The following is a 14,978-nucleotide window of genomic DNA, read 5'->3' as shown; positions in this document are numbered from 1 at the left end:
GCCGCCCTGTGGCGAGCAGACACAAAATCGCACGGATCCATGCCGATTCATGCGAGTTTGTGTCTGCTCGCGGGGCTAAGTCGGGCTAAGTCGGGCTAAGTCCGGCGCTGGCGGGCGATTTCGGCGAGCACCACGCCGGCGGCCACCGAGGCATTCAGCGACTCCCCATGCCCGGCCATCGGGATGGACACCACCTCGTCACAGTTCTGCCGCACCAGCCGCGACAGCCCTTTGCCTTCGGAGCCGACGACCACCACCAACGGGTCGCTACCGTCGAGGTCGTCGACTGCGGTCTCACCGGCGGCATCCAGCCCGATCACCCGCAGCCCGCGGTCGGCCCAATCCTTCAGTGTCCTGGTGAGATTGGTAGCCCGAGCCACCGGAATACGGGCGGCGGCGCCCGCGCTGGTACGCCATGCGACCGCCGTTACCGACGCCGATCTGCGCTGCGGGATCAGCACACCGTGACCACCGAACGCCGCCACCGATCGCACGATCGCGCCGAGGTTGCGCGGGTCGGAGATGTTGTCCAGCGCCACCAGCAACGCGGGCGGCGTGTCCATGGCTGCCGCGAGCAGATCGTCGGGGTGGGCGTAGTGATACGGCGGCACCTGCAACGCGATGCCCTGATGCAGGTGGTTGGCCGTCATCCGGTCCAGATCGGCGCGCGGTACCTCGAGGATCGAGACCCCGGAATCGGCTGCCCGAGAGACGGATTCATTGAGACGCTCGTCGGCTTCGGCGCCGAGCGCGACGTACAACGCGGTGGCAGGCACTCCGGCGCGCAGGCATTCCAGCACGGGGTTACGGCCAAGCACCGTCTCGGCTTCGTCGATGCGACTCCGTGCCGGGCGGCGCGGCGCCGCCTTGGCCCGCTTGGCTGCGGGATGGTTGGGCCGCAGATGCGCCGGCGGGGTGGGACCGCGGCCCTCCAGACCGCGACGGCGCTGCCCGCCCGACCCGACAGGAGCGCCCTTCTTGGTGCCGGATTTGCGTACCGCCCCCCGGCGCTGCGAGTTGCCGGCCATCTACTTGCCGTCACCGCCCAGCGTCCACTGTGGCCCGTCGGCAGTGTCGGTGACCTCGATTCCGGCGTGCTTGAGGCGATCCCGAATCTGGTCGGCAAGCGCCCAGTTACGCTGCTCACGCGCCTTCTCGCGGTTGTCCAGCTCGGCCTGTACCAGCACGTCGACAGCCGCCAGGGCAGCCGTTGTCTCGTCCCGCGATTCCCAGCGTTCGTCGAGCGGGTCGCAGCCCAGGATGCCCATCATCGTGCGGATCGAACCGGCGCTTCGCAATGCGCCTTCATGGTCACCGGCGTCGAGTGCCCGGTTGCCTTCCGCACGGGCGTGGTGAATTTCGGCCAGCGCGATCGGAACCGACAGATCGTCGTCGAGCGCCTCGGCGAAACGCGGCGTCCATTCAGCGGGCAGGACGGCACCCACCCGGCTGCGCACCCGGTGCAGGAAATCCTCCACTCCGACATAGGCTTTGACGGCGTCCTGGAGGGCGGTGTCGGAAAACTCCAGCATTGACCGGTAGTGCGCGCTGCCCAGGTAGTAGCGCAGCTCGGGCGGCCGGACCCGCTGCAACATCGCCGGTATGGCCAGCACATTGCCCAACGACTTGCTCATTTTTTCCCCGCCCATCGTCACCCAGCCGTTGTGCAGCCAGTAGCGGGCGAACCCGTCGCCGGCGGCGCGGCTCTGCGCGATCTCGTTTTCGTGATGCGGGAAGATCAAATCCATTCCGCCGCAATGGATGTCGAACTCAGACCCCAAGTAGGTACGGGCCATCGCCGAGCATTCCAGGTGCCAGCCGGGACGGCCCCGGCCCCAGGGCGTCGGCCAGGACGGCTCTCCGGGCTTTTCGCCCTTCCACAGGGTGAAGTCGCGCTGGTCGCGTTTGCCCGCGGCCACGCCTTCGCCCTGGTGGACGTCGTCGATCTTGTGCCCGGACAGCTGGCCGTAATCCGGGTAGCTGAGCACGTCGAAGTAGACGTCCCCGCCGCCGGTATAGGCATGGCCCGTTTCGATCAGACGTTCCATCAATTCGATCATCTGGGTGATGTGCCCGGTGGCTCGCGGCTCCGCGGACGGCGGCATGACATCCAGGGCGTCGTAGGCGGCGGTGAACGCCCGTTCGTAGGTGGCCGCCCACTCCCACCACGGGCGGCCCGCGGCGGCGGCCTTGTTCAAGATCTTGTCGTCGATGTCGGTTACGTTGCGGATGAACGCGACGTCGAAGCCGCGTGCGATCAGCCAGCGCCGCAGGATGTCGAATGCCACCCCGCTGCGGACGTGCCCGATGTGCGGCAGGCCTTGAACGGTGGCGCCGCACAGGTAGATCGAAACGTGTCCGTCGCGCAGCGGAACAAAATCGCGCACGGCGCCGGCCGCCGTGTCATGGAGCCGCAAGCGAGCGCGATCGGTCACGACGTGCCAGCTTACTGCCTACAACCGCAACGGCCGCCCGGCCCTACTGGGCTGGGAACGGGTCGCGCAGCGAAATCACCAATGCCGTCGCGATGGCGGCCCGGCCCTCGCCCCGTCCGGTCAAGCCGAGCCCGTCGGTGGTGGTTGCTGACACCGATACCGGCGCATTGAGTAGCCGCGACATCACGGCCTGCGCCTCGAGACGGCGCCAACCGATCTTGGGTCGATTGGCGACCACCTGCACGGCGGCATTCCCCACCCGATAGCCGTGCTGCGTGATCAGCTCGACGACATGACGCAGCATGTTGGCTCCGTTGACCCCTGCCCAACGTGGATCGTCGACTCCGAACACGTCGCCGATGTCGCCCAGCCCGGCAGCCGACAGCACGGCGTCACACAACGCATGCGCCGCAACGTCACCGTCGGAGTGGCCGGAGCAGCCGTCGGCGCTCGGAAACAGCAGGCCCACCAGCCAACATGGGCGTCCGGGCTCGATCGGGTGCACGTCGACACCCAAACCCACCCGCGGCAGTCCGTTCACCCGCGCACCACCGCCTGGGCCAACAACAGATCGAGTCGGTTGGTGATCTTGAACGCCAGCGGGTCACCCTTGACCACCTGAACCTGGCCGCCGATGTGCTCGACCAGTGATGCGTCGTCGGTGAAGTCGGCGGTGCCCGCGTGCTGGTAGGCACGGCGCAGCAGATCGACGGCGAACCCCTGCGGGGTCTGCACCGCTCTGAGGCCGGCCCGTTCCGGGGTGCCTAAGACCACCCCGTTGGCGTCGACGGCCTTGATGGTGTCGGTAAGTGGTAGCGCGGGCACTACGGCGGCGTGGCCGGCCCGCAATGCGTTGACCACTCGCGCGACCAACGAAGGTGGCGTCAACGCCCGCGCTGCGTCATGCACCAGCACAAACGCGGGCTCGGGGGTCTCCAGCGCGGAGAGCGCCAGGCGCACGGTCTCGGTACGGTTGGCGCCGCCGGCAACGATCATGGCTTTATGCCCGAGGATCAGTTTCGCTTCGTCGGTGCGATCCGGCGGGACCGCCACGACGACATGGTCGACGACCTTGGATTCCAGCAGGCCCTCGACGGCGCGCTCGACCAGGGTTTGCCCGTCGAGTTGATAAAACGCCTTGGGCACGCTAACGGCCAACCGCTCACCCGACCCCGCGGCCGGAACGATCGCGACTACGGCGCCTGTGGCTCCAGTCACCCAGAGTCTCGGGGTCGTCAGGACGCGGCGGCCAGGACCTCGTCGAGGATGGTCTCTGCTTTGGCGTCATCGGTGCTCTCGGCCAGCGCCAGTTCCCCGACCAGTATCTGCCGAGCCTTTGCCAGCATCCGCTTCTCGCCTGCGGACAAACCCCGCTCCTGGTCCCGACGCCATAGGTCACGCACCACTTCGGCGACCTTGTTCACGTCGCCGGAAGCCAGCTTCTCGAGGTTGGCCTTGTAACGACGTGACCAGTTGGTGGGCTCTTCGGTGTGCGGGGCACGCAACACCTGGAAAACCTTGTCAAGGCCTTCTTGGCCGACGACGTCGCGGACTCCAACGTACTCAGCGTTATCAGCAGGCACACGAACGGTCAGGTCGCCCTGCGCCACTTTCAAGACGAGATACTCTTTTTGTTCCCCTTTGATGGTTCGGGTTTCGATCGCCTCGACTAACGCTGCACCGTGGTGTGGATAGACGACGGTGTCACCGACCTTGAAGATCATCTGATTTGAGCCCCTTTCGTCACTCTATGCTAACACGCCTCCCTGACGTGTGCGGATCAACGGTGCAGGTCAGGGGCACCGCAGCTGGAGATTGGGGGTTGACAGGCGATGCAAGACGTGCATCGCCGCGCCGATTGCCGCCTGTCGCCGCAGTCTCAAAGCGTTCTGTGGTGTGGTAGCCGTTGGCCCACCCCTCGGCAGCGCCGCCGGCTCCAGCCGGGTGAGGCGGGGCCCGCCGGCCAACTCGATGGAGCATGCTCACCCGGTGCCGGAAGATTGGTCGACGCTGCCAGGAAAGAGTTCAAGTACCGCCAGTCCGGGTTGACTAGGGACGCCCGCCCAACCCGTCTGCGCCCCGGACTCCGTTGGCGCCGGACGGGCCGTCAGCTCGTCAGCACCTCTGCCGAACAAGGGGTTGGCATTACTACCGCCGGCACCACCGTCACCGCCGTCGCCGCCGCCCACCTGCCGGTATGGGCACCGGACATGCCACCAGCGTGAGGTCTTCGTGAAGATCGCGCCTACGAGATCACACCTAGATCGCGAATCGCACCCGCCATCGACACCGGCGCTACCGCCGGCGGCAGCAACCTACTACTGTGCATAGTCGAATCGCAGTCAGCAGGCCATCATGCGACCTGCCATGCTCCGAACCCAGCAGGAGGCATTGAGTGAACCGCTTCAAGATCCGCCTCACCGTGGTGGGCCTGGTCGCACTGATTGCCACACTGGCGAGTGCCTGCGGGACCGGCCAGATCTCCCAGACCGCCAACCAAGAGCCCGCCGTCAATGGCAACCGGCTGGCCATCAACAACGTGGTGCTGCGCGACGTCCGGATCCAAGCCCTGCAGCGCAGCGGTGATTTCCTGCAGCCCGGCAGGAAAGTGGACTTGGTGCTGGTGGCCGTCAACCAATCCCCGGATGTGGCGGATCGTTTGGTGAGCATCGGCAGCGACGTCGGCACGGTGACGGTGACCGGTGACGCGCGGCTGCCCGCCGGCGGGATGCTGTTTGTCGGTACGCCGGACGGCCAACTGGTCGCGCCGGGCCCGCTGGGGTCGAATCAGGCGGCCAGGGCAAGCGTCGTCTTGACCAAGCCCATCACGAACGGCTTGACGTACAGCTTCACCTTCAACTTCGAGAAGGCCGGACAGGGCACCCTGATGGTGCCGATCGCGGCGCCGCTGGCTCAGCCACACGAGCAGGCAACCACTCCGGTCCGGCACTGACCGCCCCCACGCAGCCTGCCGCGCCGGGGCTGTCGTACCCGACGGATACGGTCACGGCGTGGCCAATGTGCGTTCGCAATTCCGCTGCTCGGATTGTCGTCATCTCACCGCCAAGTGGGTGGGGCGGTGCCTGGAATGCGGCAGCTGGGGCACCGTCGAAGAGGTGTCGATACGAAACGGGGTCGGCGGCAGTGGTCGCCGCCTGCCGGTGCCGGCGTCGCGCGCCGTTCCGATCAGTTCGGTGCAGCCCAACCTGAACCGGCACCGTCCGACCGGCATCGACGAGCTCGACCGGGTGCTGGGCGGCGGCGTGGTGCCGGGGTCGGTGACGCTGCTGGCCGGCGAACCCGGTGTCGGCAAATCGACGCTGCTGCTCGAGGTCGCCCATCGCTGGGCGCAGTCGGGGCAGCGCGCGCTGTACATCTCCGGCGAAGAGTCCGCCGGGCAGATCCGGCTGCGCGCCGACCGGATCGGCTGTCAAGGCGAACAGGTGTATCTGGCCGCCGAATCCGACGTGCAGGCGGTACTGGGCCACATCGAGACCGTGCAGGCGTCGCTGGTGGTCATCGACTCGGTGCAGACGATGTCCACCAGCGAGGCCGACGGCGTAGCCGGCGGGGTCACCCAGGTGCGCGCGGTCACGGCCGCCCTGACCGCGGCCGCCAAGGCTGACGGGTTCGGGCTGATCCTGGTCGGTCACGTCACCAAGGAAGGGTCGATTGCCGGACCGCGCTCGCTCGAGCATCTCGTCGATGTGGTGCTGCATTTCGAAGGCGACCGCAACGGCGGGTTACGAATGGTTCGCGGGATCAAGAACCGATTCGGCGCCGCCGACGAGGTTGGGTGTTTCCTGTTGCACGACAACGGTATCGAGGGAATCGCCGACCCGTCGAACCTGTTTCTCGACCAGCGGTCAGCTCCCGTGCCCGGTACCGCCATCACCGTGACACTCGACGGGAAGCGGCCGCTGATCGGGGAAGTCCAGGCGTTGCTGGCCACTCCCGCCGGCGGTTCGCCGCGGCGGGCCGTCAGCGGCATCGACCACGCCCGCGCGGCGATGATCACCGCCGTACTAGAAAAGCACGCCGGGCTGAGCATCGGTGTCAACGACATCTATCTGTCAACCGTCGGCGGGATGCGATTGACCGATCCGTCGTCCGATCTGGCTGTTGCGATCGCGCTGGCCTCGGCGTACGCGAACCTGCCGCTGCCCACCACGGCGGTGATGATCGGCGAAGTCGGGCTGGCGGGCGACCTGCGGCCGGTCAACGGTATGGACCGGCGGCTCGCCGAGGCAGCTCGTCAGGGATTCAACATCGCGTTGGTCCCGCCCGGTCGCGAAACGGTGCCGGCGGGTCTGCGAGCACTGCGCGCGCCCACGATCGTGGCGGCGCTCGAGCACATGATCGACATTGCCGACCACCGCACCAGCGCCCCCGCGAACGTGTGTCGTCTGGACACTCGTCACTAAGTGGTCGCGCCCATAGCAGAATGCACGCTGTGACACGTCCGACCCTGCGTGAGGCTGTCGCCCGCCTGGCGCCCGGCACCGGGCTACGGGACGGCCTGGAACGTATCCTGCGCGGCCGCACCGGCGCCCTGATCGTGCTCGGCTACGACGAGAATGTCGAGGCCATCTGCGACGGCGGCTTCTCCCTCGACGTCCGCTATGCCCCCACCCGGCTGCGCGAGCTGTCCAAAATGGACGGAGCCGTGGTGCTCTCCACTGACTGCAGCCGCATAGTGCGGGCCAACGTGCAGCTGGTCCCGGATCCGTCGATACCGACCGACGAATCGGGCACGCGCCACCGCTCGGCGGAACGATCGGCGATCCAGACCGGTTACCCGGTGATCTCGGTGAGCCACTCGATGAACATCGTGACGGTCTATGTCGGCGGTGATCGTCACGTTTTGACCGACTCGGCGACCATCCTGTCCCGGGCCAATCAGGCGATCGCGACGCTGGAACGCTACAAGACCAGGCTCGATGAGGTCAGCCGGCAACTCTCCCGGGCCGAGATCGAAGACTTCGTCACGCTGCGCGACGTGATGACGGTGGTGCAGCGGCTCGAGCTGGTCCGGCGAATCGGCCTAGTGATCGACTACGACGCCGTGGAACTCGGCACCGATGGGCGCCAGCTGCGGCTGCAGCTCGAGGAGCTGCTCGGCGGCAACGACACCGCCCGCGAGTTGATCGTCCGTGACTACCACGCCAACCCGGAACCGCCGACTAAAGCCCAAATCGACGCCACCCTGGATGAGCTCGACGCGCTCTCGGACACCGAGCTGCTCGATTTCACCGCGCTGGCAAAGGTTTTCGGCTATCCCACGACGGCGGAGGCACAGGACTCGGCGCTGAGCCCGCGGGGCTACCGCGCGATGGCAGTCATCCCGCGACTGCAATTCGCCCATGCCGATCTGCTGGTGCGTTCCTTCGGAACGCTGCAGGGTCTATTGGCCGCCAGTGCCGGCGATCTGCAATCCGTCGACGGCATCGGCGCGATGTGGGCCCGTCATGTGCGCGAGGGCCTGTCACAGTTGGCTGAGTCGACGATCGCTGACCAGTAAAGCGTTAACCGCCCTGAGCGGGCGGGGCCTCCGGCGGCGGCGCCACGGCCGGGCCAGGGGCCGGCAGCGGCCCCGGCGGCTGCGGCGGCTGGTTCAACACGAACGGAACCGGAAGCGACCGAAGGTTGCCCAGCTGGACGACGAGGTTGTAGGTGCCAGGACCGATCGCCGGCCGGGGCAATGGGCAATGCGGCGCCGACCCCATCCCGGTCCAGGTCACGGCAGTTGTCACCTGCTCCCCCGGAGTGAACATCTTGACCAGGGTCTCGTTGGAGGGCGCGCAGTCCAGGTTGGACCACAACCGCTTGTTATCCAGCGAGTAGACGTATGCCGCCAGCACCGCGGCCCCGACGTCGCGTTTACAGGCCACCAGTCCGATGTTGGTGACGACCATGGTGAATTTCGGCTGGTCGCCGATGTAGTACTGGGGGGCGTTGGTCAGTCCCTTGACTGCGAGCGTGGAATCCGGGCAGTCGTCCCCCTCTTTCAGCACCGGCGGCGGTTGCACTGCGGCGGTGGGAGTGGGCATCTCCGGGTTTTGCCCCTGCGGAGCTGCCGGAGCGTTGGCGGCGTTTTGCCCAGCCGGTTCCGGCGTCTGCGGCGCGTTTGAGCCCGGATGGCTTTGCGCGGAGCCCGGTTTCTCGGCGCTGACGGGTTTGGCGCCGGCGGTGTTGCCGACGAAGGCGACGACGGCAGCAACCGCGATTCCGATCACCACGACCGCGACACCCAGGGCCAGTCCCCTGCGCCTCCAGTAGATCTCGGTTGGTAGCGGGCCACGCGGTTCCAGATCCAGCACATTCACACCGTAGGCCCAGGTCACGCCGACCTGTTTGACCTGCCTCGGCGTGTCGCGAGGTTAGCTGGGCCCTATCGAGAGCGGGCCGTGTTAGAGGCCGTGTTGGCGGCGGAAATGTCAGCCTTCCTCGCCGACGTCACCAACGTGATCGCGCAAAACCGCCCGGCCGTCGGAGAGCTGGTAGGTCACACCCACGATGGCCAGCGTGCCCGCGGCCACCCGCTGCGATATGGCCGTCGAACGGGCCATCAGCTGCGCCACCGTCTCGTGGATGTGGCGCTCTTCGAACTCGTCGACCCGCTTCAGTCCGTCGCGCCGGCCTAACAGAATGGACGGAGCCACCCGCTCCACCACATCGCGGACATAGCCTTCTGGCAGAGCGCCGCTGTCCAGCGCCGTTAGGGCAGCATTCACCGCGCCACAGCTGTCGTGGCCGAGGACGACCACAAGCGGCACGTTCAGCACGGTCACCGCATACTCGATGGAGCCCAGCACCGCCGAGTCGATGACGTGCCCGGCCGTGCGGACCACGAACATGTCGCCGAGGCCCTGGTCGAAAATGATCTCCGCTGCCACCCGGCTGTCGGCGCAGCCGAAGATTACTGCGGTCGGCTGCTGCCCAGCGGCGAGGCTGGCGCGATGCTCGACGCTTTGGCTGGGATGCTCGGGCTTGCCGGCGACGAATCGCTCGTTACCCTCTTTGAGTGCTTTCCACGCGGCTACCGGGTTGGTGTTGGGCATGTCACGTATTCTGCCGTACCGGCCGGTGACCGCTCCGCAGCACATATCATCCGCCAATCTTCTCGCTTGGTACGAGCGATCGCGTCGCGATCTGCCGTGGCGCCGGCCAGACGTCAGTGCATGGCAGATTCTGGTCAGCGAGTTCATGCTGCAGCAGACGCCGGTGTCGCGGGTACTGTCGATATGGCCGGACTGGGTGCGGCGCTGGCCCACCGCGTCGGCCACGGCCGCGGCGACTGCCGCCGACGTGCTGCGCGCCTGGGGGAAACTTGGCTATCCGCGCCGGGCTAAACGCTTGCACGAATGCGCGACCATCATCGCGCGGGACCACGGTGACGTGGTCCCCGACGACGTCGGAACCCTGGTGAGGCTGCCGGGTGTCGGTAGTTATACGGCACGCGCGGTGGCGTGTTTCGCGTACGGCCAGCGGATGCCGGTGGTGGACACCAACGTGCGCCGAGTAGTGGCTCGTGCGGTGCACGGGCGCGCCGATGCAGGTGCGCCGTCCGCCGCCCGGGACTACGCCGACGTCCTGGCGATGCTGCCGAATAATGAGTCGGCGCCACGCTTTTCGGTGGCCCTCATGGAACTGGGCGCGACGGTGTGCACGGCCCGCGCGCTGCGCTGCGGTTTGTGCCCGGTGGGCGGCTGCGCATGGCGGACCGCTGGATATCCTGCTGCGGACGGTCCGCCGCGGCGCGTGCAGGCGTACGCGGGAACCGACCGACAGGTCCGCGGGCGATTACTAGATATATTGCGCGCCAAGGATTCTCCAGCAACCCGCGCCGAGCTCGACATGGCATGGCTGATCGATACCGCGCAGCGTGACCGGGCGCTGGATTCGTTGCTTGTCGACGGCCTGGTGACCCGGACGCTCGACGGACGGTTCGCGCTGGCGGGCGAGGAGTAGCTCGCTTAGCCGGTTAACCCGCTGCGGGCCAAGTTCTTTCGCGGTGCGTCACGTTCCCGGCAGCAGAATGGTAAGGCGGCGCAGCGGTACGGGCGGTGCCGCTTCATCCCGCCGCGCCTCGCAGATCTCCCGATCCAACAGATATGAAATCTGTTTCATGATGTTTGAACAGCGGTATTCTATATCGCGTCGTTTGCTTCGCATGAACTCCAGACGTACCGCTACCGGCACCGGCGGTGATGGCCGGTGAACGCCGTCCTCGTCGGTGCCTTGACGTTGCCCCTACTCGCGTCGCTGAGTGCGCTCCTGGCCGGTACTCGGCATCCACGCCTCGTCGGCCAATTGGGCGTCGTGGCCGCCGGCGCGGGCTTGGTTTCCGCATTGCTGATGGCGCTGCACGTAGCGGTCGACGGCCCCATCTCGGCCACCCTGCGGTCAGCACGCGGCACCCTGATCGCCGAGCTGGGAGCCAACCGGCTCAGCGCGCTGCTGCTGGTGTTGGTGTACGGAGTGAGCACGGTCGTACAGGTTTTCGCGCTGCGCTACCTTGCCTGTGACCGGCGATCGGGGTGGTTCACCGCCGGTACCGGCCTGCTCACGACGGCCTCTGCCGGCCTCATGACCTCCGGAACTCTGATCGGCTTGGCCGTCTCGTGGACCTTGGCCGGCACCGCACTGTGTCTGCTGCAGGCCACCTACTGGGAGCTGCCCGCCGCCCGCGACGGCGTCCTGCGGACGGCGACAGCGTTCCTGCTGGGCGATCTAGCCCTGTGGTTGGCGGTCGGCTTGATCACCATGCAATGGAGCAACGTCAGCCTGTTCGACCTCGGAACCAACCGATACCAGGGCTGGTCACCGGCCTTGTCGGCGGCAGCGGGCCTGATCGTGGTGGCGGCTCTGTCGCGATCGGCGCAGATTCCGTTTCACCGCTGGCTGCCGGCCACCCTGGCCGCGCCCACACCCGTCTCGGCGCTGCTGCACGCCGGTGTCGTCAACGCCGGCGGCGTGCTGCTGGTGCGGCTGAGCCCGATCGTCAGCGGATCGGCCATCGCCATGGGCCTGGCCTTCACCGCCGGGACGCTCAGCATGCTCTACGGCGGCGTCGTGATGCTCACCAAATCCGACATCAAGGGCTCGCTGGTGTATTCGACGATGGCCCAGATGGGCTTCATGATCTTGACCTGCGGGCTGGGCCTGTCCGCAGCCGCGGTATTCCACCTGGTGGGCCACGGCTTCTACAAAGCCACCCTGTTCTTGTCGTCCGGCTCGGCGATCGCCAAGCGCCGCCAAAAGGCGGCTCGGCCACCGGCGCCGACGCTGACCCGGACCCGGTGGTCGGCAATCCATGCCTCGGCGCTGCTGCTGCCGGCTGCCGCGCTGTATGCGGCCAGCAACATCGTGCGACTGCCGAACGTCGAGCACGGCTCGGCGCAGGTGCTGCTGGTCTTCACCTGGGCGACCGCAGCGGCGGCGTTGACGGGCTGGTTGGCACGAAGCCCGGGCGCACGGGCCGCTCTCATCGGAGCCGTCGCACTGCTCGTGGCGGCCATTGGATACGTCGCACTGGTCGGCGCGGTAACCGGATTCCTGGCTCCCGATCTACCCGCGGTCACCGTACCGTCCGCCTCTTCTGCGGGCATCGTCGCGGTCGCGGTCGTCCTTGCGGCACTGACGCTGCTGCCCCAGGCCCCCGCCAACGGCTGGTTCGGTCGACTGCAGCGCGCCCTGTACGCGAAAGCGCTTGTCGCCGGCCATGTTCCGGCGACCCGTCCCCAACCAACCACACAACTGACAGGAGCGCTCCAGTGACCATCGTGGCTGACAACGTCTCGACCGAAACCCGCCGCGCGCAGTTACGCAGCGACGTGAACCTGGCCGCCCGCGTGATACCGACCCACTACCCGCTGGAGACCTTTATCGCGGTCAACCCGCTGGCCGGGCTGGAGTCGATGCCCTTCGAGCAGGCGGTCCGCCGGGCCGGCGACCTCTACGGCAGCGCCGGCGTGCTGGATGAGACGACGTTCCGCGCCCTGTACCGCAGCGGACGGATCACCGACGCCGATCTCGAGTCGACGCTGCGGCTGCGCTACCCCACATTGCTGGACGGCGAGCCCGTCCGGATGGGAACCCGCGTGCTGACACCTTCGCAATTGTTGCGCGGCGACCTGCTGCACGGCAGCTTGGCTCCGAAACCGTTACGCCGCAACATGACTCAGAGCGAGCAGGTGGCACCACAGGTAGCCGGGCAGGTCGACGCCCAAGCCGCCAGATGGTGTGCGGCTTTCTTCGGATCGCCGGCAGCGGGCTGGCCGATGCCCGACCACCACTTGGGCTTTTACCGCGCCTGGCGGACATTGGCCCCCGGCGACCACAAGCTGAGCCGACGGGTGCGGGCCTCGCTGCGCAAGGCGCCCACCCGGGCCGACGACGCCGCGCTGCAAGCCCTGCACCAGCTCGGCGTGGCCGACGACGACCGGATCATCTACTTGCAGGCCCACTTGACACGGCTTCCGGGCTGGGCCGCCCACGTCCGCTGGTCTGCCGAGCGCGGCACCGGTGTGGACCTACTGGACTACCTCGCCATGCGGCTGACGTACGAAGCAGTATTGCTGTCCCACAACACCTTCAGCGTGCCGGACGAACCGGTGGCGGCTACCCGGCCGCGCATTCCATCGGCCCGCGAACGGGCCGCCGCACTGGACGAGAATGGAGGCTCGACGAGGTAAGCGACGCCGACTTGGGCGCTGCCGCAAGGGTTTTGTCGGTATTGCCGGTTACGGCACGGCAGTTGGTGTGGCAGCAGGCCTACGAGGCGCACTATCGGGACGCGCTACTGCGAGCCTTGGCGGAAAACCCCCCGACGCCCGGGATTGGGCGCGCCGCCGCCCAGATCGTGTGCTGCATCGACACCCGCTCCGAGGGGCTGCGCCGCCACATCGAATTCCTCGGCGAATACCGGGCTTTCGGCTTCGCCGGCTTCTTCGCCGTCGCCATCCGGTACACCAGCGTGCTCGGTGGATCCCCCAACGACCTGTGCCCGGTGCTGATCCGTCCCGAGCATGAAGTCGTCGAACGCCCGGTGCCGTCGGCTGCCGCTGCGGCGCAGCGGCTGCGCAACGGAAACACCATCATGGCCGGCGCCGAAGCGGCATTTCATGCCGCCAAGCAGGCGCTGATCGCCCCATTCGCCTTGGCCGAGGCGGCCGGTTGGGCGACCGGTCCGTGGGCTGCGGTCAAAACGCTGAGCCCGACGGGCAGCGGGAAACTACGGCGACGCCTACGCGATCGGCTGGCACCCCCGGCTCCTACCGTGCTGTCGATCAACGACACCGTCGCACTGGCCCATCGCGCCCTTTACGCACAGGTCGCACTCACCACCATGGGCCTCACGGAGGAATTCGCCCGGCTGGTTGTCCTGTGCGGGCACGGCAGCGTCACCGAGAACAACCCGTACCAGGCGGCACTGGACTGTGGCGCCTGCGGCGGACAGGCCGGCGGACCCAACGCCCGTACCGCTGCGGCGATCCTCAACGACGCGGCTGTCCGGGCCGAATTGAGCACCTTGGGGATCACGATTCCCGAGGACACCTGGTTCGTCGCGGCTCAGCACGACACCGCCACCGACCGGGTCACCGTGTTGGACCAGCACCTGGTTCCGGCTAGCCATCTCCCGGACGTGCACCGCCGAGGTGCGCAGGCCATGAGCGCCGATGGCGACGGCCCGTCTTAGCGGCCTCCCACTTCCCCACTCATAGCAAACTCATACGAAATGCCATTGATGAAAAATGCTTCGGCTATATACCTTTCGCATGAGGGAGTGGCGAACGCCGGAGGAAGGGCAGATGGATCTCGACCGCATCACCAACCCGTTGAGGTTGGCCAAAGGCCCTCACCAGCCGGGAAGCGGCGCCGGCTGCGCCATGAACGTCATCTCATACATCAACGGCGACTCGAAGATCACCGACTACCCTGCGTGTTCGGCCCGCCCGTTGGCCGCATTCGTCCAATCGTGCAATGACCTGCTGGCCGGTCCGGGCGGTTACTTGACGCCTGAAAACAGCATTATCGCCCTCGACCTAGGCTGGCAGACGGTGGGAACCGCCGGGGTTTCCCGCCGGGTCGTTCATGCCTGGGCGGCCGAGCTGTTGACCAGTCCGACCTGGGGACTCGTCCGATACGCCAGAATCACCACAATCAAGGCGATCGCCGATATCGCGGAACTGCACCGGCGCGTTGCGCGAGGCACTATGCCGTCGCTCGCCCGTTGGCATACCGCGTATGACATTGCGATGGGCGAAGCCAATGCCTTCGTTCCCGCGTCGAATCCCGCCGGGTTCTATGCCCTGCAGGCGGCACACCAGTCGACCGAGCTCGTCGAAGGTCGCCGCCAGGCGACACTGGACGCCGTCACCGGCAGCGCCCTGCGCGCCCACATGCTCGGTACCGGGATTGATTCGCCAATCGGATACGCCCACGTCACCTCCGAGGCGATCCAGTCATGGCGCCGTCTGGCCGGGCTACCCCTACCCAAGCGGGCAGGGCGGCATCAGCTCGCCCGGACGTCGGCATGAC

General features: G+C 67.2%; 15 protein-coding genes. 8 read left to right on the top strand and 7 right to left on the bottom strand.

Annotated features, from left to right (window positions below; all coding sequences use genetic code 11):
• Nucleotides 1-95: 95 nt before the first annotated feature.
• Genes rlmB through carD form a run of 5 tightly spaced genes read right to left on the bottom strand, consistent with a single transcriptional unit; the run spans nt 96 to nt 4,159 of the window.
• Nucleotides 96-1,028, bottom strand: a complete 933-nt coding sequence (gene rlmB / locus CDN38_RS16115) for a 23S rRNA (guanosine(2251)-2'-O)-methyltransferase RlmB (RefSeq protein WP_075510204.1) — start codon at nt 1,026-1,028, stop codon at nt 96-98.
• On the bottom strand, nt 1,029-2,435 hold the full coding sequence (cysS, locus tag CDN38_RS16110) for a cysteine--tRNA ligase (protein WP_075510205.1): 1,407 nt from the start codon (nt 2,433-2,435) through the stop codon (nt 1,029-1,031).
• Nucleotides 2,436-2,478: 43 nt separating this feature from the next.
• On the bottom strand, nt 2,479-2,976 hold the full coding sequence (gene ispF / locus CDN38_RS16105; protein WP_075510206.1) for a 2-C-methyl-D-erythritol 2,4-cyclodiphosphate synthase: 498 nt from the start codon (nt 2,974-2,976) through the stop codon (nt 2,479-2,481).
• Nucleotides 2,973-3,653, bottom strand: a complete 681-nt coding sequence (gene ispD, locus CDN38_RS16100) for a 2-C-methyl-D-erythritol 4-phosphate cytidylyltransferase (RefSeq protein WP_075510207.1) — start codon at nt 3,651-3,653, stop codon at nt 2,973-2,975. The genes ispF and ispD overlap by 4 nt, the downstream gene beginning before the upstream one ends.
• A 17-nt stretch (nt 3,654-3,670) precedes the next feature.
• Nucleotides 3,671-4,159, bottom strand: a complete 489-nt coding sequence (gene carD, locus CDN38_RS16095; protein ID WP_007166539.1) for an RNA polymerase-binding transcription factor CarD — start codon at nt 4,157-4,159, stop codon at nt 3,671-3,673.
• 671 nt (nt 4,160-4,830) lie between these two features.
• Here carD and CDN38_RS16090 point away from each other — a divergent pair.
• Genes CDN38_RS16090 through disA form a run of 3 tightly spaced genes read left to right on the top strand, consistent with a single transcriptional unit; the run spans nt 4,831 to nt 7,956 of the window.
• Nucleotides 4,831-5,388 carry a copper chaperone PCu(A)C domain-containing protein gene (locus tag CDN38_RS16090; protein ID WP_075510208.1) on the top strand — a complete coding sequence of 186 codons (558 nt, stop codon included), beginning with the start codon at nt 4,831-4,833 and terminating at the stop codon, nt 5,386-5,388.
• Between the two features lie 58 nt (nt 5,389-5,446).
• Nucleotides 5,447-6,859, top strand: a complete 1,413-nt coding sequence (gene radA / locus CDN38_RS16085; RefSeq protein ID WP_075510209.1) for a DNA repair protein RadA — start codon at nt 5,447-5,449, stop codon at nt 6,857-6,859.
• 20 nt (nt 6,860-6,879) lie between these two features.
• On the top strand, nt 6,880-7,956 hold the full coding sequence (gene disA, locus CDN38_RS16080) for a DNA integrity scanning diadenylate cyclase DisA (RefSeq protein WP_099319053.1): 1,077 nt from the start codon (nt 6,880-6,882) through the stop codon (nt 7,954-7,956).
• A 4-nt stretch (nt 7,957-7,960) separates the two neighbouring features.
• Here the strand turns inward: disA and CDN38_RS16075 are convergent, their stop codons facing one another.
• Nucleotides 7,961-8,755: a hypothetical protein gene (locus tag CDN38_RS16075; RefSeq protein WP_099319409.1), complete on the bottom strand. Its 795-nt coding sequence runs from the start codon at nt 8,753-8,755 to the stop codon at nt 7,961-7,963.
• Between the two features lie 117 nt (nt 8,756-8,872).
• Nucleotides 8,873-9,496 carry a carbonic anhydrase gene (locus CDN38_RS16070; RefSeq protein ID WP_075510212.1) on the bottom strand — a complete coding sequence of 208 codons (624 nt, stop codon included), beginning with the start codon at nt 9,494-9,496 and terminating at the stop codon, nt 8,873-8,875.
• On the opposite strand from CDN38_RS16070, the gene CDN38_RS16065 reads away from it, so the two are divergent.
• The 5 genes from CDN38_RS16065 (at nt 9,495) to CDN38_RS16045 (ending at nt 14,977) form a co-directional block, all read left to right on the top strand.
• Complete coding sequence (locus CDN38_RS16065; protein WP_075510269.1) at nt 9,495-10,406, top strand: HhH-GPD family protein; 912 nt, start codon at nt 9,495-9,497, stop codon at nt 10,404-10,406. The genes CDN38_RS16070 and CDN38_RS16065 overlap by 2 nt on opposite strands.
• A gap of 246 nt (nt 10,407-10,652) precedes the next feature.
• On the top strand, nt 10,653-12,215 hold the full coding sequence (locus CDN38_RS16060; protein ID WP_075510213.1) for a proton-conducting transporter transmembrane domain-containing protein: 1,563 nt from the start codon (nt 10,653-10,655) through the stop codon (nt 12,213-12,215).
• Nucleotides 12,212-13,132 carry a putative inorganic carbon transporter subunit DabA gene (locus tag CDN38_RS31890; protein WP_075510214.1) on the top strand — a complete coding sequence of 307 codons (921 nt, stop codon included), beginning with the start codon at nt 12,212-12,214 and terminating at the stop codon, nt 13,130-13,132. Before CDN38_RS16060 ends, CDN38_RS31890 begins: the two co-directional genes overlap by 4 nt.
• A gap of 65 nt (nt 13,133-13,197) precedes the next feature.
• The gene (locus tag CDN38_RS31885; protein WP_267888237.1) at nt 13,198-14,136 is read left to right on the top strand and encodes a putative inorganic carbon transporter subunit DabA; all 939 of its coding nucleotides are present in this window, start codon (nt 13,198-13,200) and stop codon (nt 14,134-14,136) included.
• 79 nt (nt 14,137-14,215) lie between these two features.
• Nucleotides 14,216-14,977 carry a hypothetical protein gene (locus CDN38_RS16045; protein ID WP_201258265.1) on the top strand — a complete coding sequence of 254 codons (762 nt, stop codon included), beginning with the start codon at nt 14,216-14,218 and terminating at the stop codon, nt 14,975-14,977.
• Nucleotide 14,978 lies beyond the last annotated feature (1 nt).

This window comes from Mycobacterium ostraviense (genome assembly GCF_002705925.1).
GTDB classification, from domain to species: Bacteria; Actinomycetota; Actinomycetes; order Mycobacteriales; family Mycobacteriaceae; genus Mycobacterium; species Mycobacterium ostraviense.
This window is presented reverse-complemented; position numbering and strand designations above follow the sequence as displayed.

Bases quoted from the DNA above. Each gene is read 5' to 3' on its own strand.
- rlmB (WP_075510204.1), bottom strand. From the start codon at position 1,028: ATGGCCGGCAACTCGCAGCGCCGGGGGGCGGTACGCAAATCCGGCACC.
- carD (WP_007166539.1), bottom strand. From the start codon at position 4,159: ATGATCTTCAAGGTCGGTGACACCGTCGTCTATCCACACCACGGTGCA.
- disA (WP_099319053.1), top strand. From the start codon at position 6,880: ATGCACGCTGTGACACGTCCGACCCTGCGTGAGGCTGTCGCCCGCCTG.
- CDN38_RS16065 (WP_075510269.1), top strand. From the start codon at position 9,495: ATGTCACGTATTCTGCCGTACCGGCCGGTGACCGCTCCGCAGCACATA.
- CDN38_RS16070 (WP_075510212.1), bottom strand. From the start codon at position 9,496: ATGCCCAACACCAACCCGGTAGCCGCGTGGAAAGCACTCAAAGAGGGT.
- CDN38_RS16045 (WP_201258265.1), top strand. From the start codon at position 14,216: ATGAGGGAGTGGCGAACGCCGGAGGAAGGGCAGATGGATCTCGACCGC.